This is a genomic window from Pseudohalocynthiibacter sp. F2068, assembly GCF_023015645.1.
Lineage (GTDB): Bacteria > Pseudomonadota > Alphaproteobacteria > Rhodobacterales > Rhodobacteraceae > Pseudohalocynthiibacter > Pseudohalocynthiibacter aestuariivivens.
This window is the reverse complement of record NZ_JALKAK010000008.1, coordinates 25,389-51,136: the sequence shown is the minus strand read 5'-3', so window position 1 is coordinate 51,136 and position 25,748 is coordinate 25,389. Positions and strand designations below refer to the sequence as shown.

Annotated in this window: 25 protein-coding genes and 1 pseudogene; 14 read left to right on the top strand and 12 right to left on the bottom strand. The window is 49.3% G+C overall.

Annotation, left to right across the window (positions count from 1 at the left end):
* Nucleotides 1-68 precede the first annotated feature (68 nt).
* The gene (gene dnaK, locus MWU63_RS10790) at nucleotides 69-1,979 is read right to left on the bottom strand and encodes a molecular chaperone DnaK (RefSeq protein WP_213889568.1); all 1,911 of its coding nucleotides are present in this window, start codon (nucleotides 1,977-1,979) and stop codon (nucleotides 69-71) included.
* Nucleotides 1,980-2,187: 208 nt separating this feature from the next.
* On the opposite strand from dnaK, the gene MWU63_RS10785 reads away from it, so the two are divergent.
* Nucleotides 2,188-2,799: an alpha-ketoglutarate-dependent dioxygenase AlkB gene (locus MWU63_RS10785; RefSeq protein ID WP_213889567.1), complete on the top strand. Its 612-nt coding sequence runs from the start codon at nucleotides 2,188-2,190 to the stop codon at nucleotides 2,797-2,799.
* On the opposite strand, the gene MWU63_RS10780 is transcribed toward MWU63_RS10785, so the two are convergent.
* Nucleotides 2,796-3,449 carry an SH3 domain-containing protein gene (locus MWU63_RS10780; RefSeq protein WP_213889566.1) on the bottom strand — a complete coding sequence of 218 codons (654 nt, stop codon included), beginning with the start codon at nucleotides 3,447-3,449 and terminating at the stop codon, nucleotides 2,796-2,798. The genes MWU63_RS10785 and MWU63_RS10780 overlap by 4 nt on opposite strands.
* An 8-nt stretch (nucleotides 3,450-3,457) precedes the next feature.
* Nucleotides 3,458-4,279, bottom strand: coding sequence for an ABC transporter permease (locus MWU63_RS10775; protein WP_213889565.1), 822 nt, complete (start codon nucleotides 4,277-4,279; stop codon nucleotides 3,458-3,460).
* A 138-nt stretch (nucleotides 4,280-4,417) separates the two neighbouring features.
* On the opposite strand from MWU63_RS10775, the gene cysQ reads away from it, so the two are divergent.
* From cysQ to MWU63_RS10740, 7 genes are all read left to right on the top strand, one after another.
* A complete protein-coding gene (cysQ, locus tag MWU63_RS10770; protein ID WP_213889564.1) occupies nucleotides 4,418-5,215 on the top strand; it encodes a 3'(2'),5'-bisphosphate nucleotidase CysQ in 798 nt (265 codons plus the stop codon).
* A gap of 463 nt (nucleotides 5,216-5,678) precedes the next feature.
* On the top strand, nucleotides 5,679-6,572 hold the full coding sequence (gene galU / locus MWU63_RS10765; protein WP_213889559.1) for a UTP--glucose-1-phosphate uridylyltransferase GalU: 894 nt from the start codon (nucleotides 5,679-5,681) through the stop codon (nucleotides 6,570-6,572).
* Nucleotides 6,573-6,592: 20 nt separating this feature from the next.
* Nucleotides 6,593-7,576, top strand: a complete 984-nt coding sequence (gene galE / locus MWU63_RS10760; RefSeq protein ID WP_213889557.1) for a UDP-glucose 4-epimerase GalE — start codon at nucleotides 6,593-6,595, stop codon at nucleotides 7,574-7,576.
* A 182-nt stretch (nucleotides 7,577-7,758) separates the two neighbouring features.
* Nucleotides 7,759-8,643: a glycosyltransferase family 2 protein gene (locus tag MWU63_RS10755; protein WP_343229460.1), complete on the top strand. Its 885-nt coding sequence runs from the start codon at nucleotides 7,759-7,761 to the stop codon at nucleotides 8,641-8,643.
* Between the two features lie 258 nt (nucleotides 8,644-8,901).
* On the top strand, nucleotides 8,902-9,888 hold the full coding sequence (locus MWU63_RS10750; RefSeq protein ID WP_213889802.1) for a glycosyltransferase family 2 protein: 987 nt from the start codon (nucleotides 8,902-8,904) through the stop codon (nucleotides 9,886-9,888).
* 10 nt (nucleotides 9,889-9,898) lie between these two features.
* On the top strand, nucleotides 9,899-11,596 hold the full coding sequence (locus tag MWU63_RS10745; RefSeq protein WP_213889553.1) for a beta-1,6-N-acetylglucosaminyltransferase: 1,698 nt from the start codon (nucleotides 9,899-9,901) through the stop codon (nucleotides 11,594-11,596).
* A 6-nt stretch (nucleotides 11,597-11,602) separates the two neighbouring features.
* Nucleotides 11,603-13,027: a sulfotransferase family 2 domain-containing protein gene (locus tag MWU63_RS10740; protein WP_213889552.1), complete on the top strand. Its 1,425-nt coding sequence runs from the start codon at nucleotides 11,603-11,605 to the stop codon at nucleotides 13,025-13,027.
* Between the two features lie 3 nt (nucleotides 13,028-13,030).
* Here the strand turns inward: MWU63_RS10740 and MWU63_RS10735 are convergent, their stop codons facing one another.
* The 7 genes from MWU63_RS10735 to MWU63_RS10705 all read right to left on the bottom strand — a co-directional run bounded on the left by MWU63_RS10735 (nucleotide 13,031) and on the right by MWU63_RS10705 (nucleotide 18,236).
* Entirely contained in the window at nucleotides 13,031-13,495 is a 465-nt protein-coding gene (locus MWU63_RS10735; protein ID WP_213889551.1) for a PTS sugar transporter subunit IIA, read from the bottom strand.
* A 33-nt stretch (nucleotides 13,496-13,528) separates the two neighbouring features.
* The gene (gene raiA / locus MWU63_RS10730) at nucleotides 13,529-14,104 is read right to left on the bottom strand and encodes a ribosome-associated translation inhibitor RaiA (protein WP_213889800.1); all 576 of its coding nucleotides are present in this window, start codon (nucleotides 14,102-14,104) and stop codon (nucleotides 13,529-13,531) included.
* Nucleotides 14,105-14,167: 63 nt separating this feature from the next.
* Nucleotides 14,168-15,505, bottom strand: a complete 1,338-nt coding sequence (gene rpoN, locus MWU63_RS10725) for an RNA polymerase factor sigma-54 (RefSeq protein ID WP_213889550.1) — start codon at nucleotides 15,503-15,505, stop codon at nucleotides 14,168-14,170.
* A gap of 24 nt (nucleotides 15,506-15,529) precedes the next feature.
* On the bottom strand, nucleotides 15,530-16,291 hold the full coding sequence (gene lptB, locus MWU63_RS10720) for an LPS export ABC transporter ATP-binding protein (RefSeq protein ID WP_247077858.1): 762 nt from the start codon (nucleotides 16,289-16,291) through the stop codon (nucleotides 15,530-15,532).
* Entirely contained in the window at nucleotides 16,291-16,800 is a 510-nt protein-coding gene (locus MWU63_RS10715; RefSeq protein ID WP_213889548.1) for an LptA/OstA family protein, read from the bottom strand. The genes lptB and MWU63_RS10715 overlap by 1 nt, the downstream gene beginning before the upstream one ends.
* Nucleotides 16,801-16,815: 15 nt before the next feature.
* Nucleotides 16,816-17,418 carry an LPS export ABC transporter periplasmic protein LptC gene (gene lptC / locus MWU63_RS10710; protein ID WP_213889547.1) on the bottom strand — a complete coding sequence of 201 codons (603 nt, stop codon included), beginning with the start codon at nucleotides 17,416-17,418 and terminating at the stop codon, nucleotides 16,816-16,818.
* Nucleotides 17,419-17,624: 206 nt separating this feature from the next.
* Nucleotides 17,625-18,236, bottom strand: a complete 612-nt coding sequence (locus MWU63_RS10705; RefSeq protein ID WP_213889546.1) for a ribonuclease D — start codon at nucleotides 18,234-18,236, stop codon at nucleotides 17,625-17,627.
* A 245-nt stretch (nucleotides 18,237-18,481) separates the two neighbouring features.
* Here MWU63_RS10705 and MWU63_RS10700 point away from each other — a divergent pair, with 245 nt between their 5' ends.
* Together MWU63_RS10700 and MWU63_RS10695 are read left to right on the top strand one after the other, a co-directional pair.
* On the top strand, nucleotides 18,482-18,706 hold the full coding sequence (locus tag MWU63_RS10700; RefSeq protein ID WP_213889545.1) for a DUF1127 domain-containing protein: 225 nt from the start codon (nucleotides 18,482-18,484) through the stop codon (nucleotides 18,704-18,706).
* Between the two features lie 491 nt (nucleotides 18,707-19,197).
* Nucleotides 19,198-20,127 (top strand): hypothetical protein, encoded by a 930-nt coding sequence (locus MWU63_RS10695; RefSeq protein ID WP_247077855.1) that lies wholly within the window; start codon nucleotides 19,198-19,200, stop codon nucleotides 20,125-20,127.
* A 69-nt stretch (nucleotides 20,128-20,196) separates the two neighbouring features.
* Here MWU63_RS10695 and MWU63_RS10690 read toward each other — a convergent pair whose 3' ends face one another.
* Together MWU63_RS10690 and MWU63_RS10685 are read right to left on the bottom strand one after the other, a co-directional pair.
* Nucleotides 20,197-20,913, bottom strand: coding sequence for a response regulator (locus MWU63_RS10690; RefSeq protein ID WP_213889543.1), 717 nt, complete (start codon nucleotides 20,911-20,913; stop codon nucleotides 20,197-20,199).
* Nucleotides 20,910-23,138 (bottom strand): ATP-binding protein, encoded by a 2,229-nt coding sequence (locus MWU63_RS10685; RefSeq protein ID WP_247077853.1) that lies wholly within the window; start codon nucleotides 23,136-23,138, stop codon nucleotides 20,910-20,912. The genes MWU63_RS10690 and MWU63_RS10685 overlap by 4 nt, the downstream gene beginning before the upstream one ends.
* A 291-nt stretch (nucleotides 23,139-23,429) precedes the next feature.
* On the opposite strand from MWU63_RS10685, the gene MWU63_RS10680 reads away from it, so the two are divergent.
* The 4 genes and pseudogenes from MWU63_RS10680 (at nucleotide 23,430) to MWU63_RS20390 (ending at nucleotide 25,369) form a co-directional block, all read left to right on the top strand.
* The gene (locus MWU63_RS10680) at nucleotides 23,430-23,669 is read left to right on the top strand and encodes a DUF1127 domain-containing protein (protein WP_213889537.1); all 240 of its coding nucleotides are present in this window, start codon (nucleotides 23,430-23,432) and stop codon (nucleotides 23,667-23,669) included.
* A gap of 48 nt (nucleotides 23,670-23,717) precedes the next feature.
* Nucleotides 23,718-23,849: a hypothetical protein gene (locus MWU63_RS20395; protein ID WP_281414302.1), complete on the top strand. Its 132-nt coding sequence runs from the start codon at nucleotides 23,718-23,720 to the stop codon at nucleotides 23,847-23,849.
* 44 nt (nucleotides 23,850-23,893) lie between these two features.
* A pseudogene (cysK, locus tag MWU63_RS10675) lies at nucleotides 23,894-24,922 on the top strand (cysteine synthase A); the annotation flags it as partial.
* Nucleotides 24,899-25,369, top strand: a complete 471-nt coding sequence (locus tag MWU63_RS20390) for a glutaredoxin domain-containing protein (RefSeq protein ID WP_343229462.1) — start codon at nucleotides 24,899-24,901, stop codon at nucleotides 25,367-25,369. The pseudogene cysK and the gene MWU63_RS20390, both read left to right, overlap by 24 nt.
* Nucleotides 25,370-25,748: the final 379 nt, after the last annotated feature.

The window sequence follows — 25,748 nt, the reverse complement described above, 5'->3', positions numbered from 1 at the left end:
CCCTTTGGGAACGCAAAGGCCGACCCGACGTTTATCAGGCCGGCCATGGAGAAAGTCAGATAACCTTCTTATGCGCGTTTGTCGTCGTCCAGATCCTCGAAGTCAGCATCGACGATATCTTCATCAACGCCTGACATCTCTTCCGAAGGCTCTGCCTCACCAGAAGCTTCTTGCTGCGATTTATAGATCGCTTCGCCCAGCTTCATAGCAGCTTCGGTGACGTTCTGAATACCGGATTTGATTTTTCCGGCGTCTTCGGTCTCCAGCTGATCTTTCAGCGCAACGATTGCAAGTTCGATCGCCTCAATCGTGGTTGGATCAACCTTGTCGTTGTGCTCTTCCATCGATTTCTCGGTGGAGTGGATCAGGCTTTCTGCCTGGTTCTTAGCTTCGATGAGTTCGCGACGCTCTTTGTCAGACTCGGCGTTTTCTTCCGCGTCTTTGACCATTGCGTCGATCTCATCGTCGCTCAGCCCACCAGAGGCCTGGATCGTGATTTTCTGCTCTTTACCGGTGCCTTTGTCCAAAGCACCAACAGAAACGATACCGTTGGCGTCAATATCGAAGGTCACTTCGATCTGTGGCAGACCACGTGGTGCCGGTGGGATTTCTTCGAGGTTGAACTGGCCAAGCAGTTTGTTGTCCTGAGCCATTTCACGCTCACCCTGAAAACACCGGATCGTCACAGCGTTCTGGTTGTCTTCAGCGGTCGAGAAGATTTGCGATTTCTTGGTCGGGATCGTTGTGTTGCGGTCGATTAACCGGGTGAACACGCCACCCAATGTTTCGATACCCAGCGACAGTGGTGTCACGTCAAGCAGAACAACGTCTTTAACGTCGCCTTGCAGAACGCCAGCCTGAATAGCAGCACCAAGCGCAACCACTTCGTCTGGGTTCACACCCTGATGCGGCTCTTTACCGAAAAATTTTGTCACTTCTTCTTTGACGCGCGGCATACGGGTCATACCGCCAACCAAAACGACTTCGTCAATGTCCGAGGTGGAAAGACCAGCGTCTTTCAAAGCAGCCTGACATGGTTTCATCGAAGATTTGATCAGGTCGCCTACCAGGCTTTCCAGTTTGGCACGAGTCAGTTTCATGACCATGTGCAGCGGCTGGCCGCCCTTTGGATCCATCGAAATGAATGGTTGGTTGATTTCGGTCTGAGTCGACGAAGATAATTCGATCTTGGCTTTTTCAGCGGCTTCTTTCAGCCGTTGCAGTGCCATTTTGTCTTTGGTCAGATCGACGCCGTTTTCCTTTTTGAACTGATCTGCAAGATAGTTCACGATGCGCATGTCGAAATCTTCACCACCAAGGAACGTGTCACCGTTGGTTGATTTCACTTCAAACAAACCGTCGTCAATTTCAAGGATGGTTACGTCAAACGTACCGCCACCAAGGTCATAGACCGCGATGGTTTTGGTTTCTTTTTTGTCGAGACCATAGGCCAGCGCAGCAGCCGTTGGTTCGTTGATGATGCGCAACACTTCAAGACCAGCGATTTTGCCGGCGTCTTTTGTTGCCTGACGTTGTGCGTCGTTAAAGTAGGCAGGAACTGTAATAACAGCCTGCGTTACTTCTTCGCCAAGATAGCTCTCGGCGGTTTCTTTCATTTTGCCGAGAATGAAAGCAGAAATCTGGCTGGGCGAATATTTTTCGCCTTGCGCTTCGACCCATGCGTCACCGTTACCACCGTTGATAATTGCGAAAGGCATGTTTTTCTTTTCTTTCGCAAGATCACTGTCGTCAAACCGACGACCGATCAGGCGTTTTACAGCGAAAATGGTGTTTTCAGGGTTGGTGACAGCCTGACGTTTGGCAGGTTGACCAACAAGCCGTTCGTCGTCTGTAAATGCGACGATCGAAGGTGTTGTACGCGCACCTTCTGCGTTTTCAATAACCCGCGGTTGCGAGCCGTCCATGATTGCGACACATGAGTTCGTTGTCCCAAGGTCGATACCGATGACTTTAGCCATGCTCAATATCCTCTTCTAGGCGATTTCGTGGTGCGCAGACCCTTGAAAGGCATCCACGCGCCGATCCCAAATTTTCAACCGGAATGCATCCCGATCAAGCTTCTCGGCGTATATAAGGATGGGCAGAGGGTGCTGCAAGCGGTTGTGCAGTGGATTCAGAGCGAAAAAAGTGAATCAATTTGGGTGTTTCCGTTAACACAGGTGAAAAATGGACAAAGATGCAACGCTTACCCTGCGTGGGTTTGAGATTTACAAAGGTTTTTTACAATCTGCTGAACAGACCAGGATGGTTTCTGACTTGCGCGAAGTTATGAAGCTCGCGCCACCTTTTTCGCCGCAAACATCCTATGGAAAGCCAATGTCGGTGCGTATGACCTCGGCTGGTCGCTATGGCTGGTATTCAGATCAGACGGGATACCGATACACGCGCACGCACCCGAGCGGGCCTGACTGGCCAGCGATTCCAGAGTCTGTGATGCAGGTTTGGCAAACCGTGTCTGGTGTTTCACGTGTTCCAGACTGCTGTCTGATAAATTTTTACGGTGAAGGTGCGCGAATGGGGATGCATCAGGACAAGGATGAAGCTGATTTCCGCTGGCCGGTTGTGTCGATCTCTCTTGGGGATGACGGATTGTTCAGAATTGGAAACAACGAACGAGGCGGCAAAACAGAATCGATTTGGCTGTCATCGGGTGATGTTGTGGTGATGGGAGGGGATGCCAGACTTACCTATCACGGTGTTGATCGAATTCGGTTCGGCTCGTCTGCGCTTTTGCCAAAAGGTGGGCGGGTGAACCTGACCTTGCGTGTTGTTGATTAAGGCGCGATCGTGCAGCAGCCGCTAAACTGCGAGCCTGGCATGTTTCCGTCAGCGGAGCTTTGTAAAAACATATTGATGCTTAGCCCGTATTCAGCATCTGACATTCCGTCGTTACAGGATTCTGCGCGGATTACGGCAATCCCTTCGTCTCCGGATGCTGAGACCAGCAACGCAACATTAAGCGGCATGTCCCATTCGGTGTTACCCCAGACAGGTGTCGACCAAGTAATTTCCAGCGGTGATGGATTAGGTGCTTCCATCTCATTGAACTCGGATGTGCCATTCAGGTCGATAGAGGCATCCCAGAACGGTTCAGTACCATAGCAGAACATCGGGTTACTTAAGGTTTCCCAACCTGCGCCGTCCACAGGTTCCAGATAAGCCATCGAGACCCAGCCGGCCTCTCCGTATGCGTTCACTTGCCCCCATGTGCCATCGTCAGAATACGCAACAATCTCGACCTTCGGCGTTTTTGGCGCATAGGACGCGATCCTGTCTGCCGAAGGGTTTGGTGCTCTGCGAATGTTCAGGGAATCGTCAGACGCAACACCAACGACTTTGTAGAGTGCTGGCAGGGATACGACCCTGTTGTCCGCACCCCATGCAAACGATGCTACAAAAACGACCCATAAAACTGCTAACAGTTTCATGCAAAGCGTCATTTTCCAGCACCCCAGCTTACAGATGCATGTTTCCGCGTATAAAACTCCCCCATTAGTCCCAGCATAATAAGCGCAATGCTAACGTACACTGGATACTCGATCGACGAGAAATGTGGATTGTAATTTACGAAGATAAACCCACGGGCTTGGTCAATAGCATGAAACAGCGGGTTCCAATCAAACATCGACAGCATGAATCCCGGAAGCGAATTGGCGACAAACATCTTGCCAGAAGCGATCATATTGGCACGCATGTAGATTGTTGAACCAATTGTAACAAATTGGGGAAACCAAGGTTTCAGAGCGAGGAAAACAATGCCAACACCAACTCCAGAAAACCATGAAATAAGCAACATTCCCAAGGCGCCCATGGGATCCATTATGTAGATCGGGTTAAGTGCAACATGCGCTACAAAGAGAATTACGAGAACTGACAGAATTTGAAGATACAACGCAGACAGAGCCGCAGAGCAGATGCTGATAATCGTGTTCATTGGTGCATGTTGCATCATAGCGGAGGAAGGCCCCTCGGCGGAAACAATAGCGCGCATCGTTTTAGTGTGCGTCATGAACAAGAAGACGCCTGACATTATGTAAAGTACAAAATCACCGCGGATCGCGCTGCCTTTCAGGCCAAGCAATGAAAACATTACATAGAAAACGGAAACAAAAATAACAGACTGAAGAATATTCAGTAACAGGCCAACTATGGCGTTCCCATGTTGTTTGCGTAAGTCGCGCACAGTTGCATGATAAATGAGCTCGGCAATGCTTACCGCAGCGTCAAACCCGCTTTTGCGTCTTTCGATATGAAACATGGCTGCTCGACCCTGTTCTTATGTGCTGCACTGTTTTTCGCAGGGAAATCTTGCTGTTCCCTTAGCGCCAGATCATAAGGGAGGGGAATTTTTTATACAACATGCGTGAAGCCCGCGCGCCTTTTAAGGAGACTCCGCTTGAATTTTGACCGTTTGATCCCTGTAATTCGTCGCCTTGCACTGGAAGCCGGAGACAAAATTATGGAAATTTACGACGCTGATGATTTTGAAGTGAAGGTCAAATCAGACGAAAGCCCAGTGACTGAAGCAGATGAGGCTGCAGATGCGATCATCTCTTCAGGGCTAAGAAGGGAATTTCCCGATGTAGCTCTAGTGACTGAGGAACAGGCGGAGTCGCACAGCCTTTCTGCGAAGAATTTCTTAATCGTCGACCCTTTGGATGGAACGAAAGAGTTTATTAATCGACGCGGAGACTTCACGGTAAACATCGCTTACGTTGAAGACGGCGTCCCAGTTCGCGGTGTGGTTTATGCGCCTGCAAAGGGTCGCCTCTTTTACACCCAGCCCTCCGGGGACTCTGTAGAGGAATCAGGCAGCTTCAAGAAAGAAGCAATTGGAAAAACCACGCCAATATCAGTTTCGTCGCCAGATAATAATGCATTAATGATTGTTGCCTCAAAGTCACATCGTGATCAGGCAACAGAAGATTACATCAGCAAGTACAAGGTAAAAGACTCAAAAAGCGCTGGATCGTCTTTAAAGTTTTGTCTGGTTGCGACGGGTGAGGCGGATATTTACCCTCGTGTTGGCCGAACCATGGAATGGGATACCGCAGCGGGACATGCGGTCTTGCACGGGTCTGGCGGTCATGTGGTTCGATTCGATGACCACTCGCCGCTGACCTATGGAAAAGAAGATTACGCAAATCCGTTTTTCATCGCTTACGCCCCAGGTGTGGAATTGAAAGAAGCCTGACACGAATGGCATAGCTCTCAAAAAAAGGCTCTGTTTCGCCTAAAATAGCGTTTTATGGTCGTCTCTCTACGCAGGTGTTTCTGTCACCATTTGCGAGTAACTGTCGGGTTTGAATTGCTTTTTGACGCGAGCAGAGCCAGAAATTCGTACTGCTGAGCATGAATTCGAAATGTTTTGAAAGCACCGGGGCAGGTTAGTGGGTAGATAAACCTGTTTAACGCTCAGATTCACTGGAAGTTGTTCGACTATAGAGAAAAAAGCGGAACCAAAAACACGGAACAATTGGATTCTCAAGGCAGATCTCCGAAATTGTTGCAGGTTTGATTCAAATTGATGGTGAGTTTGAGCGATCGTGAAAAGTATTCGGGCATGTTGTTGTCTTAATGTTGCCTCAAGTTTACGGTCTTATTTGTTCGCAAGACTCTGCGTTTACGCGGAGTTGGGTAATTTGTAGAGTGGGTTAATGAAGCGTAAAGTTACAAAAGCAATTTTTCCTGTGGCCGGGCTCGGCACACGGTTCCTTCCGGCGACCAAAGCCGTTCCAAAAGAAATGATGACTTTGGTAGATCGTCCGCTGATTCAGTACGCAATTGATGAAGCGCGCGCGGCTGGCATCAAAGAGTTCATTTTTGTGACGTCACGGGGTAAAAGTGCGCTGGAAGATTATTTCGATATGGCGCCCGACCTGGAAAATACGCTGCGCAAGGCGGGCAAGACCGAACTTCTTCAGGAGTTGAAGAATACCAATATGGAAAGCGGCGCGATTGCCTATATCCGCCAACACCGCGCTTTGGGTTTGGGCCACGCGGTTTGGTGCGCGCGGCGCTTAATCGCGAACGAGCCCTTTGCCGTGATTTTGCCAGATGATGTTATCGCGGCGGAAAAACCGTGCTTACAACAAATGACAGAGGCGTATCAGGAAACCGGTGGCTGTATGGTTGCAGCCATGGAAGTACCGCCCGAGAAAGCGTCAGCATATGGCGTGCTCGACATCAAGAAAGACATGGGTTCGATGGTGTCGGTTCAAGGCATGGTCGAAAAACCAGAAGCCGAAGAAGCCCCTTCAAACCTGGCGGTAATCGGCCGCTACATTTTGACACCTAATGTGCTGCAAAATATCAATAAAATGAAAAGCGGTGCTGGCGGAGAGATTCAGCTGACCGACGCGATTGCTGCAGAGATCAGCAATGACCGTGATGTTTTTGGATACCGATTTTCTGGTCAGCGGTTCGATTGCGGCTCTAAAGCGGGCTTTTTGCAGGCGACCGTGGCTTTTGGGCTGGCAAGGCCCGACCTTGGTAGCGAACTTTCGCTGTTCCTGAATCAAATGGTAGCGCATCAAAAAGCGGCTCAGTAAACACGACAGGTAGGTGTTTCGTGACACATGTGTTGGTGACTGGCGGTGCGGGGTACATCGGCTCGCATGCTTGTAAGGCGCTTAGGTCGGCTGGCTATACGCCGGTAACCTATGACAACCTTGTAACCGGCTGGGAGGACGCAGTGAAATTTGGCCCGCTTGAACAAGGCGACCTGCAAGACCGTGCATGTCTTGATGAAGTTTTCGAAAGATACAGCCCCATCGCTGTCATGCATTTCGCAGCGCTGTCACAGGTCGGCGAGAGCATGCAGGACCCTGGGCGATATTGGCACAACAATGTCGTGGGTTCACTTGTTCTGATTGAAGCAGCGGTTGAAGCGGAGTGTCAGAATTTTGTATTTTCCTCAACCTGCGCGACCTACGGCGAACACGACAACGTTTTGCTGGACGAAGATTGCCCACAGATGCCAATCAACGCATATGGTGCATCAAAGCGCGCGATTGAGGACATTCTTGAAAATTTCAGCGCGAGCCACGGTCTGAACCACGTGATTTTTCGCTATTTCAATGTCGCCGGGGCAGATCCAGAGGCAGAAATTGGTGAGTTCCATCAGCCCGAGACGCATCTTGTTCCGCTTATGCTTGATGCGATTGACGGAAAGCGCGATGCGCTGACAATTTTCGGCACCGACTATGACACACCAGACGGCACCTGTATCCGGGACTATGTGCATGTGATGGATTTGGTGGATGCGCATATTTTGGGTCTAAAATGGCTCGAAAATGGAAAAGGTAATCGAATTTTCAACCTTGGTTCAGGAACGGGCTTCTCAGTACGCGAGGTCATTGAACACAGTCGCGCAGTCACCAACCGGGTCGTTCCTTTTACCGAAGGGCCGCGCCGCCCCGGGGATTGCACGAAGCTGGTTTCCGGAAGTGTCCGTGCTGACCGCGAACTTGGGTGGAAGCCTTCACGTTCAACCCTTGAGATGATGATTGCAGACGCCTGGCGCTGGCACCAAAATGGGCACTATGACCGCTGAACTAAGCGCAAGACGCCGAGTGCCTATTTGTGCATAAACATATCATGAACCGAATGCGCGTACTTTTGACCGCAGGAAAACTTCGCTGGAGACGGCGCAAGTTTTTGTTTCGTGCATATCGGAAAAGGCGTCAACTTAAGGTCTTAGTTGACCGAACGGGCCAGATTCGCCCAAAGAACATTTTGGCGTTTTCGACAGTCCGTGACGAGATTGTCCGTCTTCCTTACTTTCTTGAGTATTACCGAAAGCTCGGGGTGCAGCATTTCTTGTTTGTTGACAACAACAGCAGCGACGGCACAACTGAATACCTAAAGGCGCAACCGGATGTTTCACTCTGGTCAACGGACCATAGCTACAAACTGGCAAGGTTCGGTGTTGATTGGCTAACCTGGCTTCAGATAAAATACGGCCAAGATCATTGGTGTTTGACGGTCGATGCCGATGAAATTCTGGTTTACCCGCATTGTGATACACGGCCTCTAAGTCAAATGACAAAGTGGCTGGACGAAACGAACCGGCGGTCATTTGGGGCAATAATGATCGATATGTATCCAAAGGGGAAATTGAACACCAATACCTATAAGGCCGGTGATGACCCTTTTGCCATACTGGCTTGGTTTGACGCCTTTAATTACTTTGTGCAGCGCAAGTCTGATTTGCAGTGCTTGTGGCTTCAGGGCGGTGTCAGGTTCAGACATTTCTTTAAGGATAGCCCAGACCGAGCCCCGACATTAAACAAGATACCGCTGGTGAAATGGAGCCGCCGATATGCGTATGTTAACTCCACACATTCAATTTTACCGCGCAGGCTGAACCATGTTTATGACGAGGATGGTGTTGAAAAGGTTACAGGAGCTCTGTTGCACACGAAATTTTTGCATATCGTCGCCGAAAAATCCCGGGAAGAAAGAAGACGGAGGGAACATTTTGCGAATAGCGATTTGTACGATGCTTACTATCAAAGTCTGTCTGAAAACCCGAACTTTTGGGACGAAGACTCCTATGCATACCGGGATTGGCGCCAGCTTGTAGAACTCCAACTCATGTCACAAGGGGATTGGCGCTGAGAAGGCCCTGCTTTTGTTGCATAAAATCAAAGCTGACTTTCGCCAAATTTCTTTGCGCTGTTTACCTTTAGATAGCTTGAGTTTATCGTCAAAAAATATGGGATTGAGTAGTTAACTCTGCGCCAATTGGAGTTTGTCGAAAAGCAAGATGCTGACGCCAAATGTGAAAAGGGTAAGTTAAGCAAAGCAGTGTAGGCAGTGAGTGGTGGCCACGGAAAAGCGAAAGGATAACGCTTGGGCTTGTTAGACTCATACAGGATGGGTGTCAGGCGAAGACGAATGCGCGCGCGTGCGCTGTTTAAACGCCGGGAACTTCGTTCAGTTGTGGACAGGACAAAGTCTATAAAGGCGAACGATATCCTTTGCTTTTCGACCTTTCGGAACGAAGGTGTTCGACTTCCCTTTTTCATGAAATACTATCGCGATCTTGGTGTAGATCATTTCCTTTTTGTTGATAACGACAGTGACGATGGCGGTCGGGAATTTCTCGCAGGTCAACGTGATGTATCACTTTGGACAACGCGCGACAGTTACAAAAAATCCAGATTTGGAGTGGATTGGCTAAACTGGCTGCAAAGAAGATATGGCCATGGTCGTTGGACGCTGGTTGTCGATGTAGATGAGTTTTTGGTTTACCCGTTTTGCGACACACGTTCCTTGCACGCCCTGACCGATTGGCTGGATACATCTTCAGTCAAATCGTTCGGCGCAATGCTATTGGATATGTATCCAAAAGGTCCGATCAACGCAGTTCCCTACGCCGCTGGTCAGGACCCGTTCGAAATAGCATCGTGGTTTGACAGTGGAAATTACACGATTCAGAAGAACCATGATTATGGAAACCTCTGGATTCAGGGTGGGCCCAGGGCTCGTATGTTCTTTGCGGACAAGCCAGAGCGCGCGCCAGCGTTGAACAAGGTGCCACTGGTCAAATGGGATCGCAGCTACACTTATGCCAGCTCTACTCATTCGTTGCTGCCACGCGGTCTTAACCTTGTTTACGACGAATGGGGTGGGGAGAAGGCATCTGGCTGTCTGATGCACGCCAAATTTCTGGACACCTTCACGTCAAAGGCAGCAGAAGAGCTTTCACGGAAGCAACATTATGCCAACAGTCATGAATACAAGGCGTATTATTCCAGTCAGAACAAGAGCCCTGACTTTTGGTGTAAGTGGTCAGAGAAACATATTAATTGGCGGCAACTCGAAATTCTTGGGTTAATGTCGAAGGGTAACTGGGCATGAAGGGTCGCAGATGACAGTTGGTATCGTCATGCTGGTCCACACCGCGTTGGACAGGGCTGCCGAAGTTGCACGTCACTGGGCGTCCAATGGTTGCCCGGTTGTGATACATGCCGACAAACGCGTTAGCAGACCTGACTATACTGCATTTGTTGAAGAACTGTCTGACCTGCCCAACCTAAAGTTTTCCAAGCGTCACAGATGTGAATGGGGAACGTGGTCAATTGTGGGCGCTGCACAAACGGCGTGCGAGTTGATGCTGTCGAGTTTTGAAGATGTTCGGCATGTCTATCTTGCGTCAGGGTCATGTATGCCACTACGCCCCGTTTCAGAACTGGTTGACTATTTGGCCGCAAGACCGCGTGTCGATTTCATCGAAAGCGCGACAACACAGGATGTTCCCTGGACCGTAGGTGGGCTGGATTCTGAGCGATTTACCCTTAGGTTCCCCTTTTCATGGAAACGAAATCGCTACCTTTTTGATCGATATGTCCGAATGCAACGGCGACTGGGGTACAAGCGCCGGGTTCCTTTGGGTCTCGTTCCGCATATGGGATCACAGTGGTGGTGCCTGACGCGGCAAACTCTGTCTGCCATTTTGGAAAGCCCCGACCGTAAAATTTACGAACGTTACTTCAGACGAGTCTGGATACCGGATGAAAGCTATTTTCAAACTTTGGCGCGGCTTTATTCGGTGAGCATTGAAAGCCGTTCGCTAACGCTGTCTAAGTTTGATTTTCAGGGCAAACCTCATATCTTTTATGACGATCATTTGCAGCTTTTACGCCGTTCTGACTGCTTTGTGGCTCGGAAAATCTGGCCACGGGCAAATCGTTTGTACGCTACATTTCTGACAGATTCTCTTGCGGTTCAAAGACGGGCAGAGCCAAACCCCGGCAAGATTGACAGGATATTTGCGAAGGCTGTGGATCGGCGAACCCGCGGCAGACCGGGTTTGTATATGCAAAGCCGTTTCCCAAATTACGGAAGGGAAAATGGGGTAACGTCGGCCCCTTACTCAGTATTTGCAGGGTTTTCAGATCTGTTCGATGGCTTTGAAACGTGGCTTGCCAAAACGACGGGGTCAAAAGTTCACGGGCATCTTTTTGCGCCTCAAGAGGTCGAATTTTCAGGTAAACAAGAAATTTATTTGGGCTGTCTGTCCAATTCCGCAGCTTTGAGAGATTACAATCCCTATTCTTTCTTGAACAATTTGATCTGGAACACCCGGGGAGAGCGACAGTGCCTTCAGTTTGGGCCAGCCGACAATCAAAAAATCACATCTCATATCGCGCGGGACCCGAACGCGCAGATCTCGGTTGTGACTGGTGCTTGGTCGGTTCGGCTGTTTCATTCGAATTCAAACTTTTCCGATATTCGCAAGTCCGCCGCACAATTACAGAAAATTGAAAGCGAATTTCTGGATGTGCTTCGGGCACCCGCAACGAAGGCGCGGGTGAGAATCTGGACAATGGCTGAATTTGTTGAATCCCCGATGGAGCCACTTCAATCGATCATTGATGAAATCGGACAACGAGGGCCAAGGCGCCTGACCGAAGCACCGAAAATGGTAGATCTTTCAGGGTTTGGACAATTCCTTCAGAATCTTAAGAATCAGGGTATGCATCCGCACCTCATGGGTGATTTCCCAGCTGAAAGCCAAAAGCATCAAACGCCACAGGTTTTAAGCAAACCCTATTTGGTAAAGTAGAGGCACATGTCTGGTCCGTTTGACTATTTTGTTGTCTTCGCAGAAATGCGTACGGGTTCTAATCTTTTGGAAACAAACCTGAGCGCGTTTCCGGGCCTGCATTGTTACGGCGAGGCGTTTAATCCCAGTTTTATGGGCTACCCCAAAAAGACAGAAATTCTTGGATTAACTCGGGAACAACGCGAAGCGGACCCATTGCAACTTATTTCGACCATTCGTCAGAGAACCAAAGGTTTGGGCGGATTCCGGTTTTTTCATGATCACGACTCACGGGCCTTTAAGCACTGTCTGGCTGACAAGCGTTGCGCAAAAATCATTCTCACCCGGAACCCGATAGACAGCTACGTTTCCTTGAAGATTGTCCGCAAGACAGGGCAATGGAAGCTTTCGAATGTTAAAAACCTGAAATCCGCTAAAATCCGTTTCGATGCGGATGAATTTGACGACTACCTAGAGCAGCAAAGAAAGTTTCAGTTGGAAATTCTAGAGGGGCTGCAAAGAACTGGGCAAACTGCGTTTTACATCGCATACGAAGATTTGATGGACGTCGATGTCTTGAATGGTTTGGCGCAATACCTTGGGCAGAAAGATCAGCTAGAGACTGTTTCACGAGCATTGAAGAAACAAAATCCGGCTGCACTAGAGGACAAGGTCCTAAATTTCGAGGAGATGGAGCGCGCGCTCACACGCATTGATCATTTTTCCCTCAACCGCGTTCCAAATTTCGAGCCCCGACGGGGGCCTGCTGTGCCAACTTATGTCGCAGCCGCGCAAGGCCCGGTTCTTTTTGCACCGATAAACGGAAATATGGAAAACCGTCTCACTGACTGGTTAACTTCGCTGGACGGAACTGACGGGCAAAGTTTGTTAAATGGGTTTACACAAAAAACTTTGCGCCAGTGGAAACGAAAGCACGAAAAACACAGAAGTTTCACTGTAGTAATGCATCCCGTTCAGCGCATTCACTCTGTATTCTGTTCTTACATTCTGAACGTTGTAGATGGTCGATTTGGTGACATTCGTGAAACGCTGAGAAAAGGGTTCAAGGTACCCATTCCTGCATCTGCGCCTGGAAAATCTTATGATCGCCGCCACCACCGAGATGCGTTCTTGGCATTTCTCGCTTTTCTGAAACGCAACCTGGCATCGCAGACCAGCATGGGTGTAAATCCGGTTTGGGCCTCGCAGGCGCAAATCCTAAACGGTATAAGTCAGTTTTCTGCACCTGATATGGTTTTGCGTGAGGAGCAGCTTGAACTTGGTCTCAGGCAATTGACCGAACAGATAGGTATTTCTTCTCCGCCTGTACCAGAGACTATTCCAGACAGCCCTTACGTTTTGTCAGACATCTATGATGAAGAAATAGAAGCAGCGGTACGTACAGCCTATCAGCGCGACTATATGATGTTTGGTTACAAAGCCTGGAGCTAACGCCTAGGCGGCCTGTATGGAAGGGGCTTCGGTCAGAATTGCATGCAAAGTTGCAGAGTCGGTATTCGCGCGCAGCTTTGCACAAACGTTTGAGTCACGCATTGTGCGCGATACCAGCGCCAGCGCTTTTAGGTGGTCAACGCCTGAATCCAGCGGGGCAAAAAGCGCAAAAACCAAATCGACTGGCTGACGGTCGACAGAATCGAAATCAATTGGGGATTCGATTTTCAGGAAAACACCACACACAGAATCAAGACCTTTGATCCGAGCGTGTGGAAGCGCCACACCATGACCTACACCCGTCGGGCCAAGGTTTTCACGTTCTTGCAGCGCTTCTACAGAATCATCTGAACGAAGGTCGTAACAAGCAGATACAACTTCCCCCAGACTTTGGAAGAGACGTTTCTTGCTGGTCGCCTTACCGATGATTTTCACCGCCTCAGGCTTTAGAATGCTCGTTAGTTCCATGCGTCTTTTCTATATTAACCGGCTGTCGCAGGTTTATGCCTCAATCTGCGGATCGATCCAGCCGATATTTCCGTCGTCACGGCGATATACAACATTCACGCCGCTTTGTCCCTCTTTGCGAAAAACCAGCAGTGGTGCACCCGCAAGCTCCATTTGCATGACCGCTTCGCCCACTGAGAGCGACGGAATTTTAGATTCCATTTCAGCAATGATCATAGGCTGGAGTGAGTCGGGTTCTAAATCCTCTGCATTGTCCGTTGAGGCGAGGATATACGAGGAAGCGCCAAAGAGTTCAACGGGTTGTGAACGATCCTTGTGATGGTCCTTCAAACGGCGCTTGTAACGCCGCAACTGCTTCTCCATTTTTTCGCTGCATTTATCGAAAGCGGAATAGATTTCAGTGGCGTGTGCTTTCGCCTGAGCGGTCAGTCCTGTCGATAAATGTACAGTTGCCTCACAAACAAACTCATGTGCGTCGCGTGAAAAAATGATATTTGCGTCAGTCGGCCGTTCGGCATACTTCCCGACCACGACATTTAGCTCTGTTTTTACATGTGTCTGCAGGGCATCGCCGATATCAATCTGTTTTCCGCTAATCTGGTACCGCATTAGACCTCCTAAGTTTCTGAACTCAATATGGTGCAGCATGCCTGAGACATGCTTTCACATTGGTTATTGTTTTACGAAATTGACGCTGCCCGGGCTGCCCGGGCGCGTTCGTCGCGCGGTCATTTGTCGGCGTCGCTCGAACGATGAGGGAATGTTCATGCATCCCCTGTATTTGGCGACAGTTCGACGGGTAATGTCAACTCCGTCAGCGTTCAGTTTTTTAACAATTTTTTCATCTGACAATATTGTATCGGCTGTTTCACGCTCTACCAGGCGCCGAATCATTTGTTGCGCAGAGTAAGCAGACGTTCGTAGCCCGCTCTCTGCTCCGAGGGTCGATGAGGTAAAAAACGACAGGGGGTAAACCAAACCTGACCACTCTAGATACTTGCCGGCCATAGCCCGTCCCACTGTAGACGCGTGTAGCGAAAGCTGGTGTGCGATTTCCGCCCGGGTCAAAGGGATCAGATGATCTGCCCGACCGGAAAAAAACGGATGTTGATGTCTGACAATCAGATTTGAAATTCGCAGCAGCGTTTTATTGCGAAAACGCACAGCTGAGATCAGAGAATCCGCACGCGCTTGGCATCGGGCTGCAAATTCGCGCGCACCTGGCTCTTTCTTTGACCGGGTCAGTAAATCGACATCAATTGTTATTTCGGGCACCATACCTGATGTCAGCGCAACCCTGTGCTGGCCTGACGCGTCGCGTTCAATGCGAATCTCCGGTGAACCGGGTCGTTCTTCCTGCCAAAACCTTGCTGCCGGGAATGGTGTTAACCCTCGAACCAGCGTGACAAGTTCGTGGACTTCCACTTCCGAAAGCTGGGTTTTTCGGAGCAAGATAGGCCAGTCTTCGGCAGCAATAAGATCCAGATGTTTGGCTATCAATCGCGCCCTTTCATCGTCGATGCCAGCTTCAATCATCTGAAGAAAAATGCATTCGGTCAGGTTTTTCGCTCCGACGCCGGGTGGGTCGCAAGACTGGATTGCTGAAATTGCTCGCTCGACAATTGAGCGCTCCAATCCCAGAGCCTTAACGGTGTCGTCGGTATCCGACGTCAGGTAACCATTTTCATCTAGATCACCGATCAAGTAAAACGCGATGCTGCGCACCACATCGTCAAGCCGCATCAATGTGATTTGTTGGTGTAAAGACTCTCCCAACGATACTGTCGTTGCGACGGTCTCAGTCGCGACATCATAAGCTGATCTACCACCCGAAAAGGTACCTTCGTGCTGTGTTTCCAATTTGAGCATCGGATTCTCAGCAGCCTCATCGTGAATTGCGGTGATGAGTTCTGTCATTGGCAATGCCAGAATATTGAGAGATTGACGTAATGTTGGAGTCAGCGACAAGCGCTGAGTCTGTCGAAGAGAGATTTTTGGCTTTAGTGCCATCACCTTCCCAATTGCTGGTACGCGTTAGGAAATACGGAAACTTTGGCCCAGATAAACGCGTCGCACGTTTTCGTCTTGAACGACTTCTTCCGTGGTTCCGCTCATCAAAACTTCACCGTCATGCAGAATATACGCCCGGTCAACAATTTCGAGCGTTTCCCGGACGTTGTGATCGGTTATCAAAACCCCGATTCCGCGGTTCTTAAGTTCTGCGACCAATCCTCGAATTTCACCAACTGCGATTGGATCAACCCCCGCAAACGGTTCGTCGAGCAGAAGGTACTTTGGATCTGCTGCCAGACAACGTGCGATTTCGACACGCCGCCTTTCACCGCCAGACAGTGACAGGGCGGATGCGCGCCGCAAATGGCTTATCGAAAACTCGGAAAGCAGTTCTTCAAGGCGCTCATGGCGTTTCACCCGATCAGGCACCGCAATTTCGAGAATCGCTAGAATATTGTCCTCAACGCTCATGCCGCGAAAAATCGACATTTCCTGCGGAAGATATCCGATACCAAGTTTTGCGCGCCGATACATAGGTAGGCTGGTAACATCCCGCCCGTCGATAATAACCTGTCCGCCTTCCGGCGTTAACAAGCCTGCAATTGCGTAGAAACACGTGGTTTTGCCTGAGCCGTTTGGCCCAAGAAGCGCCACCACTTCACCGCGGCCAAGTTCGATTGTTACGTCGCGGATTACCGGTCTTTTGCGAAAGCTTTTTCGAAGGTTCAGAACGCGCAGACCTGCGTCGCCCTCTGATAGTTTAAGTTCTGGTTTCTGGGGCATTAGTTGTTACTGCCTGACTGCAAAATGGTACGCACGCGCCCTTCCATATTTGCGGTTCCCGTATTCAGGTCTATGACCATCCGGTTGGCGGTAAGTGCATTTTGCCCCTGCGTCATGACAACGTCACCCGTCATGACGATGCTTCCGGTGTCTATCGTATAGGTTGCTTCGTTTGCCTCGGCCGCTTCGCCCCCATTTACCAACACCACGCCTCCGCTCGCGAGCATCCGGGAGATGCGACCAGCCGTTCCGCTCTCTGCGGATGTGTATTCAACCTGCACTTCGGCTGCAGAAAGTCGCATTGTTCCTTGTCCAATTACAACATTTCCTGTGAAAACTGCGGAGCCGTCTGTTTGATTAACTTGTAGCTGATCTGCGACAACTTCCACGGGCAAGGATGAGTCGTGCTGAAGCCCGCCGAAGGCAACTTGTGCGCTTTGAGCTTTTGCTGCCATGGAAACACCAGACAAGGCGATGGCGATCAAAGCGGTGCGCAACAAATTCAGCATATCGTTCCCTTATTCTTATGGTGTGTATACTAGTTTCACCCCGCCCTTGAAGACAAGAAGATAGGTGTCGGAATCCGCATCTTCCAGTTCAAGAACCATCTTACCTGCTTCAATCATGCCAAGTGGGCCTTGTGCACGCACGTTACGAGCTGTTTCCAGCAAGCTTCCATCGAGCGCAGCCGTCAGTCTTTCTGTGAAAATTTCGTAACCAGATGAGGTTTCAACCTCGACGTTTCCAGACAAAACAGACTGCCGTTGTGTACTGTTGATCGAACCACCTTCGGAGGAGATATCAACTTGCAAGCCAGAAGGCGCTTCGATTTTCGCTTTTAAAGCAACGGCTGTCAGCAAATTCGGATTGTCCGGATCAGGTCGTGCGCTTTCTGCAAAGAAAGATACGGCGGTTCCATCGTCTGTCATGCCTGTATAATTCGGTGAAGTAATCCGCTGTTCTCTTACAAGTTCGTCTATATCAACGTCCGCGTAGGGGATGGTTTGGCTAGGATCAATGCCACGCGAAAACAGGAACAATGTTGAGAGTAACCCAAGTGCGACGAGAGGCAAGATTATCTTGAGCCAAGCGATAAAACGTGAATAGGCGTTGTCGTAGATCGCCATCGTCAGAGCGATCCCGCGCTATACAGCCGAGGCTCAGGGATGATCGAACCAATACAAAGCAAAGATTTGTTCCTTTCCTAAAGCACTTTAATCGGGTTTCCCCCAGACTAACATTCTGTTCATGCCATTTTGCCGACACTAAATTGCTGGCTACAGTGTCAGCGACGTTCAGCTTATGTTTGGTCTATATAGTCACTCGGCTCAGATTAATGCGCAAAGATATCTATTTCTGGCCAACCTTCGAGATCCAGAAGAGCGCGTGTTGGCAAAAAGTCAAAACATGCCTGCGCAAAATCTGCTCGCCCCTCACGGACAAGCAGTTCATTCAACTCTTCGCGCAGTTTGTGTAAATACAAAACGTCAGACGCGGCATACGCGATTTGCGCCGAGGTCAGCGTGATTGCCCCCCAATCGCTCATCTGTTGATGTTTTGAAATATCAACACTCAGCAATTCCTGAAGCAGGAACTTCAGGCCATGGCGGTCCGTATAGGTGCGGATTAGCTTGGAAGCAATTTTTGTGCAGTAGACAGGTGCCGTGACCGCACCAAAAGTGTTGAACAAAGCCGCGATATCAAAGCGTCCGAAATGAAACAATTTCAAAACATCAGGATCTGTCAGCATTTTGCAGAGGTTGGGTGCTTCGGTTTGGTCCTTCTCCACCTGAACAAGGTGGGCTATTCCGTCACCGCCTGAAAGCTGCACAACACACAGCCGGTCCCGGTGTGGGTTAAGCCCCATAGTTTCGCAGTCAATTGCAACAACTGGCCCAAGGTCGAGCCCATCAGGCAAGTCGTTTTTGTACAAATGATTCGTCATTGCGATCCCTTAATATCAAGTGCGCGGCGCTTAACTTGCCTATATCAAAAATGCCCCAACACGCAACTCATGGGGTCTAAATGGTTTATGTAAAAGAGGCGCGTAATCCAGCGCGCCTTGGTACCTATGCAGAAATTGCATTTCTGCAATGCAGAAAACCACATTGTAAATCAAATTCGAGCCGACTAGGTGACGCTCATCAGCCGACAATGGATCGGCAAGGTTTTTAAGCAAGGAAGCGCAAAATGTCTATCACAACAGCCACACGTTCTGTGCCTTTCGGAGCAATCACGACTTTCCGTTTGGTACACGCGATCGAAAATGCAGCCGAAGCTTTTGCTTCGTGGAAAGCAGCGCGTCAAACAAGAGGCGCACTGGCCAACCTTTCAGATTCTCAGCTGGAAGATATCGGTTTGGTTCGTGCTGATGCGGATATGATCTACAACAAAATCAGAAGCGGTCGTTACTGATTTTGCGACAGCAACCAGAGGTATGAAAGCCGCTCGTTTGAGCGGCTTTTTTCTTGCGAAATCGTTTCATTTGAAACAGGGTTAGACGACTGGCAAGGTTGATGATTGCCTAGATTAAAGACGTTGGTGGTTAAGTGTAACCTTAAAGGTTTTTCAGATCTAAAAGCCCAATGCGAAATGGCTTAAACGCGTAGCAAAATCTGACCAGAATGACACAATATTGTCGTTCCTGATGGAGGCAGGCGTAGAGCCAGATTTTGAGCATTTCCGAATGGGCGAAGGTAAGGAAGCTTTAAAACGGTTTTATGCAATTTTCCAAACAAAGCATTCACGTTACTTTTATTTGAAGTGTTCAATTTAGCACCCTAAATTTTAACGCTGACACAATTATTTCGTTCTTTCGCTAAATTAGGACCTTTAAGTTTTGCCATTTTGAGCCAGAGCCTGGGCCTTTTCTTACCGATTGTGCCTTTTTTGAGGAAAGTATCAAAATGACACTAGCCGAATTAGCGCCAATTCAAGAGGGTTCTGCAATACGGAATGACGTTCCAATGGTTTACCATTTGGGTGCTCCGCATACAGACAATGATCAGTTGACGCGCTCTTTGAAAAAAGATTCTGAATTGCTTACGAAGAACGGTATTTTACCACAGCGCCAGCGGCGATACCGGAAACGCCTGAACGATATGCTCTTGGAGTTGTCAGGTGAAATGGCGCCTGCCAGCCTTCAGGAAAAAAACTTTGCTACACTCACCGAAAATCAAAATCTTGATCGTTTGGTTTTTTCCGACAGCAAATTTTTAGGCGTATCGTCATGGATGCTCAATAAGGGTATTTTGTTCAAAAACGCAGGCCCCAAAACAACCGCCCTGCGCAACCTTTTCCCGGACAATCCGTGTGAGTTTTTTCTGGCAATTATGAACCCGGCGACCCTTATTCCCTGCGCATTCTCGGCACAAACTTCAAGGGAGTATGACGATTTTATCGGCGACACAGATCTAAATTCTGTTTGCTGGTCTGACGTTGTGTCGCGTATCCAGCGCGCCAACCCTGATTGTCCAATTACCGTTTGGTGCAATGAAGATACCCCAATTATCTGGCCTTCTATCCTCGCAAGATTTACCGGGCTGGCAGCGGATACGAGGTTTTTGGGTGAACTGGACGTAATTCAAAATCTACTTCCTGAGAATGCGTTCCTAAAACTCAAGCAATACCTTGACGAAAAATCGGAACTTAATGAACTGCAACGCCGCCAAGTCAGAGGGATTTTTCTAGAGAAATTTGGAGTCAGTGACGCGGTTGAAGAAGAGATTGATTTGCCGGGCTGGACCGATAGCCTGGTCGAAAAGATCACTGAAATGTACGAAGATGACATTGAAAGAATTTCCAGAATGCCAGGTGTAAAATTCATTTGCCCATAGCAGGAAACGAACCCCGGTATTGTCCGATTTCCCGCAAATTCGTTTTTATTGGGCCTATGCCTGAAGCTATCAGTCCGGATCGTAAATATAACCGATCCCTCGCACAGTTCTAATAATGAGCGGTTTCTGAGGGTTTGCTTCAATCTTTCGGCGTAGCCGCGAAATCCGTATATCGATGCTTCGGTCAAACGGATCCCACGATCTGTCGTGCGCCTGTTCGAGAATTTGATCCCGGTTTAAGACGCGGCGCTTGTTTTCAGCAAAGACCTTCAAAAGATTAAATTCCATAGCGGTTAGCGGAAGTTCGCTGCCGTCGTCATCAAGGAGTTTGGCTGCTTCGAGATCCAGCGTGAACTTCCCGAATTGAGCGGTTTTGGGTGTATTGATTGAATCTGCCGTTTTAACCACTGGTTCAGATTTGCGTCTGAGGACCGCCTTTATCCGTGCCTCAAGTTCGCGCAGATCTACGGGCTTGCCCAGATAGTCATCGGCACCCATTTCGAGACCAAGAATTCTGTCTACGACTTCGCCGGCCGCAGTCAGCATCACAACAGCTACAGGGTTGCTTGAGCGGAGATTTCGCAGGGCTGTTAAGCCGTCTTCGCCCGGCATGTTTACGTCAAGCAGAATGAGGTCGATCTTTTCCTTTTCCAAAACGTCGCGCAGTTCTTCGGCATTGCCGGAGGTTACAACGCGAAAACCACGTCGTTGAAGGTACTCCTGCAACATCTCGCGTACATCGCGTTCATCGTCGCACACCAGAACGGTCGTTTTTTGTTCGGTCATTTTTCATTCTCCGCGATAGCGATGATTTCCGAAACAAAGGCACGAAGTTCCTTTGGGGACACGGGTTTTTCCAGATAAGGGCGGTTTGCTTCTTTTAAAAAACCCTGGGAAGAGCGGCCCATAGTGTCGCCGGTTACAAATCCAATGCGCTGGGCCATCTCGGGAAAATCCTTTGTTATGGTTTCAAAGAAACCGCGCCCGTCGATGCCAGGCATGTTCAGGTCGCTGAGTATCAGGTCATATCTATTCTGCCTGAGCTTGCTGATTGCGTCGCCACCAATATTCGCAACATCTACGCCGAATCCTGCTCTGCCCAGTATTTCGGCATTTAATTCGGCGACATCTTCTTCGTCATCGACAATGAGAATACGTAGCGAACCCTGCGGTGTTTCAACCTCTGGTACGCTTTTACATGCACCATCCGAAGCTGGCTTAGCCGGCAATGATATCCGAAAAAGCGTGCCTTCCTTGTAATTCCCGTCCAACATTATTTGCCCACCGTGTGATCGAATTACTCTGTGGCACAGCGACAGACCAATGCCTGTACCTTCGCCAACGTCTTTGGTTGTGAAGAAAGGCTCAAAAATCCGGTTCTGGTACTTGGCCGGGATGCCCGGGCCATTGTCTTTCACCTCGATCTCCACCGTTTGTTCAGATGCTCCCTGGCTTGTCTTTACGACAATTTTGTCTCCTTTGCCTTCGCTTCTGATGGCCTGTTCTGCGTTTATTATCAGATTCAAAATAACTTGGGTGATCTGGTCGCTGTCAGCGCATATTGATGGAAGGGTTTGGGCCAGATCACATTCCATCTTGATTGTACTTCCAAAATCACCGTATCGGGCTACATCTACTGCGGTCTGGACAATTTCGTTGATTTCTATTTTTTCGGACTTTGCCGGTTGTTGCCGCGCCATCGTCAAAAAAGTTCTTACGATTTTTGTGCATCGTTCTGCGGCATCACTGATTTTTTTGACCTGGCGTAAGATTTCAGGGTCCTGAGCATCTTCGCGCAACATAAGCGAGTGCCCCACAACAACAGAAAGCGGATTGTTCAATTCATGCGCAACGCCGGCCAAGAGCTCACCTAAGGCAAACATTTTCTCGTTTTGGTGCAGCAACTCGCGCTGGGTGATCAGCTCGTCCTCGATCTTCAGTTGTTCGGTCATATCACGCGTATGCGAGACGATCACGTCATCCCCATTATATCGGATCATTTGTGCGAAGACCGCGCCCCAAAAACGCGTCCCGTGTCGATTGTAAAACTCGGCCTTATAGTCCCGGACCACCCCGTCTTTCCGAAGTGTATCAACATATATCTCTCGTGCTTTAGGGTCGACATAAAAGGATTTGGAGCTTGGGGCATCCCCAAAGAGAGCAACAGTTTCCGGGCTACAGAACAGCACCTCGCTCGTATCTGCTTTGCTCATTTGAATGGGGATTGGACAAGCTTCCAAAACGTGCCGGATCAACGCGTCTTTTTCGAGCTGTTCGGTCAAATCTGTGAGCGCCGAAACAGCGCATAGTTCACCGCCATATTCGACAATTCGACCAGAGCAAGACGAGGTGTAGCTGCTTCCGTCAGCGCGGACACTTGTCATCTGATAACCATCAACGCGTTTTTTCTGAGTGAGCAAAGCAACATATTTTTCCCGTTCTTCCGGGGATGTATAGTGTTCGTGAGCAAACGTTGTTTGACCAAAATTGGCGGCAGCTTCTTTAGAACGATAAATGATCTTGCCGTCTTCTATCCGCGCCATAACAACGGAAACTGGCGATGTATCTAGAACGGTTGCCAGCAATGTTTCCCTATCGCGAACCATCGCTTCGGTGCGGCGGCTTTCCGTAATATCGCTTCGCGAAACGACATAGCCGCCCGATCGCGTTGGTTTAAAGCGAACTTGGTAGGTTTTTCCATCTGTGAATTCAACCTCAAACTCCCGGTCAAACTCAAGCCTGAATTTGTAGGCTTTATCCAACCACCCTTCGGGGTCGTTCAGGGCAGCCGCAAACTGACCCCGTTCAACGCCGGCTCGCAACAAGTCATCAGAATGAGCGCCCGGAACAATAAGCTCACGTATCAACGGAAACATCTCCAGGTATCGTTGATTACAGGTAATAAGCCGCAGGTTTGCGTCAAATACCGCTATGCCTTCTGACAGCGCTTCGACAGCATCACGCAGAACCTCTGCTGTATCTGGTGTTTGGTTTTCCAAAGTTGATGTCATGAATTCTGTCTAAAGAGCCTTTGTTTCATTTCGTTTTCGTGAGTGCAGGCTTTTGTTTCAATTGTTTCAGAGAACTGCGGGAAAGAACGCGTGGCTTTTCTCTAAAGCATTGAAAGTAATTGGGTTTATTTTTGATACCTCTAAAAACCTAAGTTTTCCCAATTGAAACACAAAACCGTGAAGCACGACATGAGACTGCAACACGGGACTGGCAAATAAGCGTTGTCAAAGGTCGCGGAGATCCCGGGGCAACAAACGCAAACATTAATCATTAGACTTAAGGATAAGACAGTGAACACGAAAACGATGCACTCACCTACACAAGCGATTGTAGCAGTTATAGGCGCTGCACTCGCAAGAAAACCCAAACGCAACGGTTCAACGGTTACAGAACGCCGCTATGCGGCACGGCGCAGCCTTAGCGCATTGGATGATCGCATACTGAAAGATATCGGCTATGGCCGCGCTGACCCTATGAGCCGCGAAAGCCGTGCCGTGCTTGAGCACCTTATGAAAACTCAGCTTTGGTGATCAGCCTCGCACGATCACCTACCAACCCCAATGAAAGAGGATAGACCAATGAAAACCAAAACATACGTTCAGCGGAAAGCTCCCAAATACGGAACCGGATTTGAAAGCGCGCACACACCAGTAGAACCAAAAGTCTTTAGCAATTGGTACGACGCGACCAATCGGCTGGGGTCACGGTAAGACAATTTATCAGCGGTTAAACAAACAAGAAAGAAGGGCCCGTCATGAACAGCATTTGCAGTTCCATACTTGATACGATCGGAAATACACCAGTCGTTCGCATCAACAAGCTAGCACCTGATGGGGTTGAGATGTTCGTCAAACTCGAAGCATTCAACCCTATGGGGTCTGTCAAAGACCGCCTGGCCATTGGCATAATAGAGGCTGCTGAAAAAGACGGAACCCTAAAGCCCGGCCAAACTGTGGTTGAGGCGACAAGCGGAAACACCGGCATTGGCCTTGCCATGGTCTGTGCACAAAAGGGATATCCGCTGGTTGTAACAATGGCTGAAAGTTTCAGTGTTGAGCGGCGCAAGCTGATGCGGTTTCTGGGTGCGAGAGTTGTTCTGACACCCGCTGCTGAAAAAGGCACGGGAATGGTTGCCAAGGCACGCGAACTGGCTGAAGCACATGGATGGTTCCAGTCTCGGCAGTTCGAAAACCCTGCAAACGCAGATATCCACAGCAACACGACCGCTCAGGAAATTCTGAACGATTTCGGAGATGACGGGCTTGATTACTGGGTAACAGGGTTTGGAACAGGCGGTACCTTGAACGGTGTTGCGCGCGTTCTGAAAGATCGCAGCCCAAGAACGAAAATCGTTGCTGCAGAACCTGACAACGTACCCCTTCTTGCAAGCGGTGTTGTGCAGGCGTTCAACGCAGATGGCAGTGCTGCGGAAAGTCATCCAGGGTTTCGCCCGCATTTAATGCAGGGGTGGTCACCTGATTTTATTTCGTCGCTCGCCAATGATGTGCTGGAAAGCGGTCATATCGACCGGTTTGAAGCCGTCGCCGGAATTGATGCCATGGACATGGCAAAGGCGCTCGCGCAGAAAGAAGGTATATTCTGTGGCACGAGCGGCGGTGCAACTTTTGCCGCAGCCCTTGAGGTCGCGCGAACAGCGCCAAAAGGGACGAAGATTTTGGCAATGTTACCTGATACCGGAGAGAGGTATCTCTCGACTCCATTGTTCGAAGACGTTCCATCGGAAATGACGGACGAAGAAATGGAACTTTCGATGTCCACGCCAGGAATCCGGTTTGATGTGTCGTCAGCGCCCGCTGCCGTTGCGCCAACTGCACCAGCCAAACCCGAAGCAATCGCTTATGTAGAACGTATCGTCAGCGAAAAATCAGTTGTTGTATTTGCGCTTGAATGGTGTGAATTCTGCTGGTCGGTCCGCAAGATGTTTGCGGAAGCTGGTATTGAATATGAGAGCGTCGATCTGGACTCAACAGCTTACCAGAAAGACAATCTTGGGGCCGATATTCGCGCTGCTTTGCGTGATACAACTGGTTCGCTCACCATTCCGCAGATATTTGTTGGTGGCCAGCATATCGGTGGAGCCACCGAGACGTTTGACGCGTTTAATGACGGTAGCCTGAAACAGCGATTGGATGCGAATGGAGTGATATTCAATCAGGCGATGAAAGAAAACGCATATTCTTTCCTTCCGAAATGGTTGCACCCAAGATGAAACAGGTTCCTCATGTTCAAGGTGAATCCGATGGAATCAATGCGCTTGTACTAGCTGCTAAACGCGGATAGCCGGCGCTTCCTTCGAGTTGTAATTTGAAGAAGCCGGAAGGTTCTTCGCATCTCAGTTATCAGCCAAAAAAGTGGTCCCGATGAATGTCAGGCTCTCGCAGATAAAATACGAACAATCTGGACAAAAAATAAGAGCCGAGAACGCCACCACTCACGGATTGCTTTTCTTAAGCATCTACCTCAACCCGCCAGCGTGAACTGGCGGGTTTTTCTTTTAAATCAATAATTTGTCAGATTGTAACGCGCTGCAAACGTTGCTGAAACACATGAAACACAAAAGCTGTTTTAGCGATCACAAAGTGAAACAT

What these genes read in the sequence shown, in the direction of transcription:
- dnaK (WP_213889568.1), bottom strand. Translation starts at nt 1,979, where the DNA reads ATGGCTAAAGTCATCGGTATCGACCTTGGGACAACGAACTCATGTGTC.
- MWU63_RS10785 (WP_213889567.1), top strand. Translation starts at nt 2,188, where the DNA reads ATGGACAAAGATGCAACGCTTACCCTGCGTGGGTTTGAGATTTACAAA.
- MWU63_RS10780 (WP_213889566.1), bottom strand. Translation starts at nt 3,449, where the DNA reads ATGAAACTGTTAGCAGTTTTATGGGTCGTTTTTGTAGCATCGTTTGCA.
- MWU63_RS10775 (WP_213889565.1), bottom strand. Translation starts at nt 4,279, where the DNA reads ATGTTTCATATCGAAAGACGCAAAAGCGGGTTTGACGCTGCGGTAAGC.
- galU (WP_213889559.1), top strand. Translation starts at nt 5,679, where the DNA reads ATGAAGCGTAAAGTTACAAAAGCAATTTTTCCTGTGGCCGGGCTCGGC.
- MWU63_RS10750 (WP_213889802.1), top strand. Translation starts at nt 8,902, where the DNA reads ATGGGTGTCAGGCGAAGACGAATGCGCGCGCGTGCGCTGTTTAAACGC.
- MWU63_RS10745 (WP_213889553.1), top strand. Translation starts at nt 9,899, where the DNA reads ATGACAGTTGGTATCGTCATGCTGGTCCACACCGCGTTGGACAGGGCT.
- MWU63_RS10740 (WP_213889552.1), top strand. Translation starts at nt 11,603, where the DNA reads ATGTCTGGTCCGTTTGACTATTTTGTTGTCTTCGCAGAAATGCGTACG.
- MWU63_RS10735 (WP_213889551.1), bottom strand. Translation starts at nt 13,495, where the DNA reads ATGGAACTAACGAGCATTCTAAAGCCTGAGGCGGTGAAAATCATCGGT.
- raiA (WP_213889800.1), bottom strand. Translation starts at nt 14,104, where the DNA reads ATGCGGTACCAGATTAGCGGAAAACAGATTGATATCGGCGATGCCCTG.
- rpoN (WP_213889550.1), bottom strand. Translation starts at nt 15,505, where the DNA reads ATGGCACTAAAGCCAAAAATCTCTCTTCGACAGACTCAGCGCTTGTCG.
- lptB (WP_247077858.1), bottom strand. Translation starts at nt 16,291, where the DNA reads ATGCCCCAGAAACCAGAACTTAAACTATCAGAGGGCGACGCAGGTCTG.
- MWU63_RS10715 (WP_213889548.1), bottom strand. Translation starts at nt 16,800, where the DNA reads ATGCTGAATTTGTTGCGCACCGCTTTGATCGCCATCGCCTTGTCTGGT.
- lptC (WP_213889547.1), bottom strand. Translation starts at nt 17,418, where the DNA reads ATGGCGATCTACGACAACGCCTATTCACGTTTTATCGCTTGGCTCAAG.
- MWU63_RS10705 (WP_213889546.1), bottom strand. Translation starts at nt 18,236, where the DNA reads ATGACGAATCATTTGTACAAAAACGACTTGCCTGATGGGCTCGACCTT.
- MWU63_RS10700 (WP_213889545.1), top strand. Translation starts at nt 18,482, where the DNA reads ATGTCTATCACAACAGCCACACGTTCTGTGCCTTTCGGAGCAATCACG.
- MWU63_RS10695 (WP_247077855.1), top strand. Translation starts at nt 19,198, where the DNA reads ATGACACTAGCCGAATTAGCGCCAATTCAAGAGGGTTCTGCAATACGG.
- MWU63_RS10690 (WP_213889543.1), bottom strand. Translation starts at nt 20,913, where the DNA reads ATGACCGAACAAAAAACGACCGTTCTGGTGTGCGACGATGAACGCGAT.
- MWU63_RS10685 (WP_247077853.1), bottom strand. Translation starts at nt 23,138, where the DNA reads ATGACATCAACTTTGGAAAACCAAACACCAGATACAGCAGAGGTTCTG.
- MWU63_RS20395 (WP_281414302.1), top strand. Translation starts at nt 23,718, where the DNA reads ATGAAAACCAAAACATACGTTCAGCGGAAAGCTCCCAAATACGGAACC.
- MWU63_RS20390 (WP_343229462.1), top strand. Translation starts at nt 24,899, where the DNA reads ATGGAACTTTCGATGTCCACGCCAGGAATCCGGTTTGATGTGTCGTCA.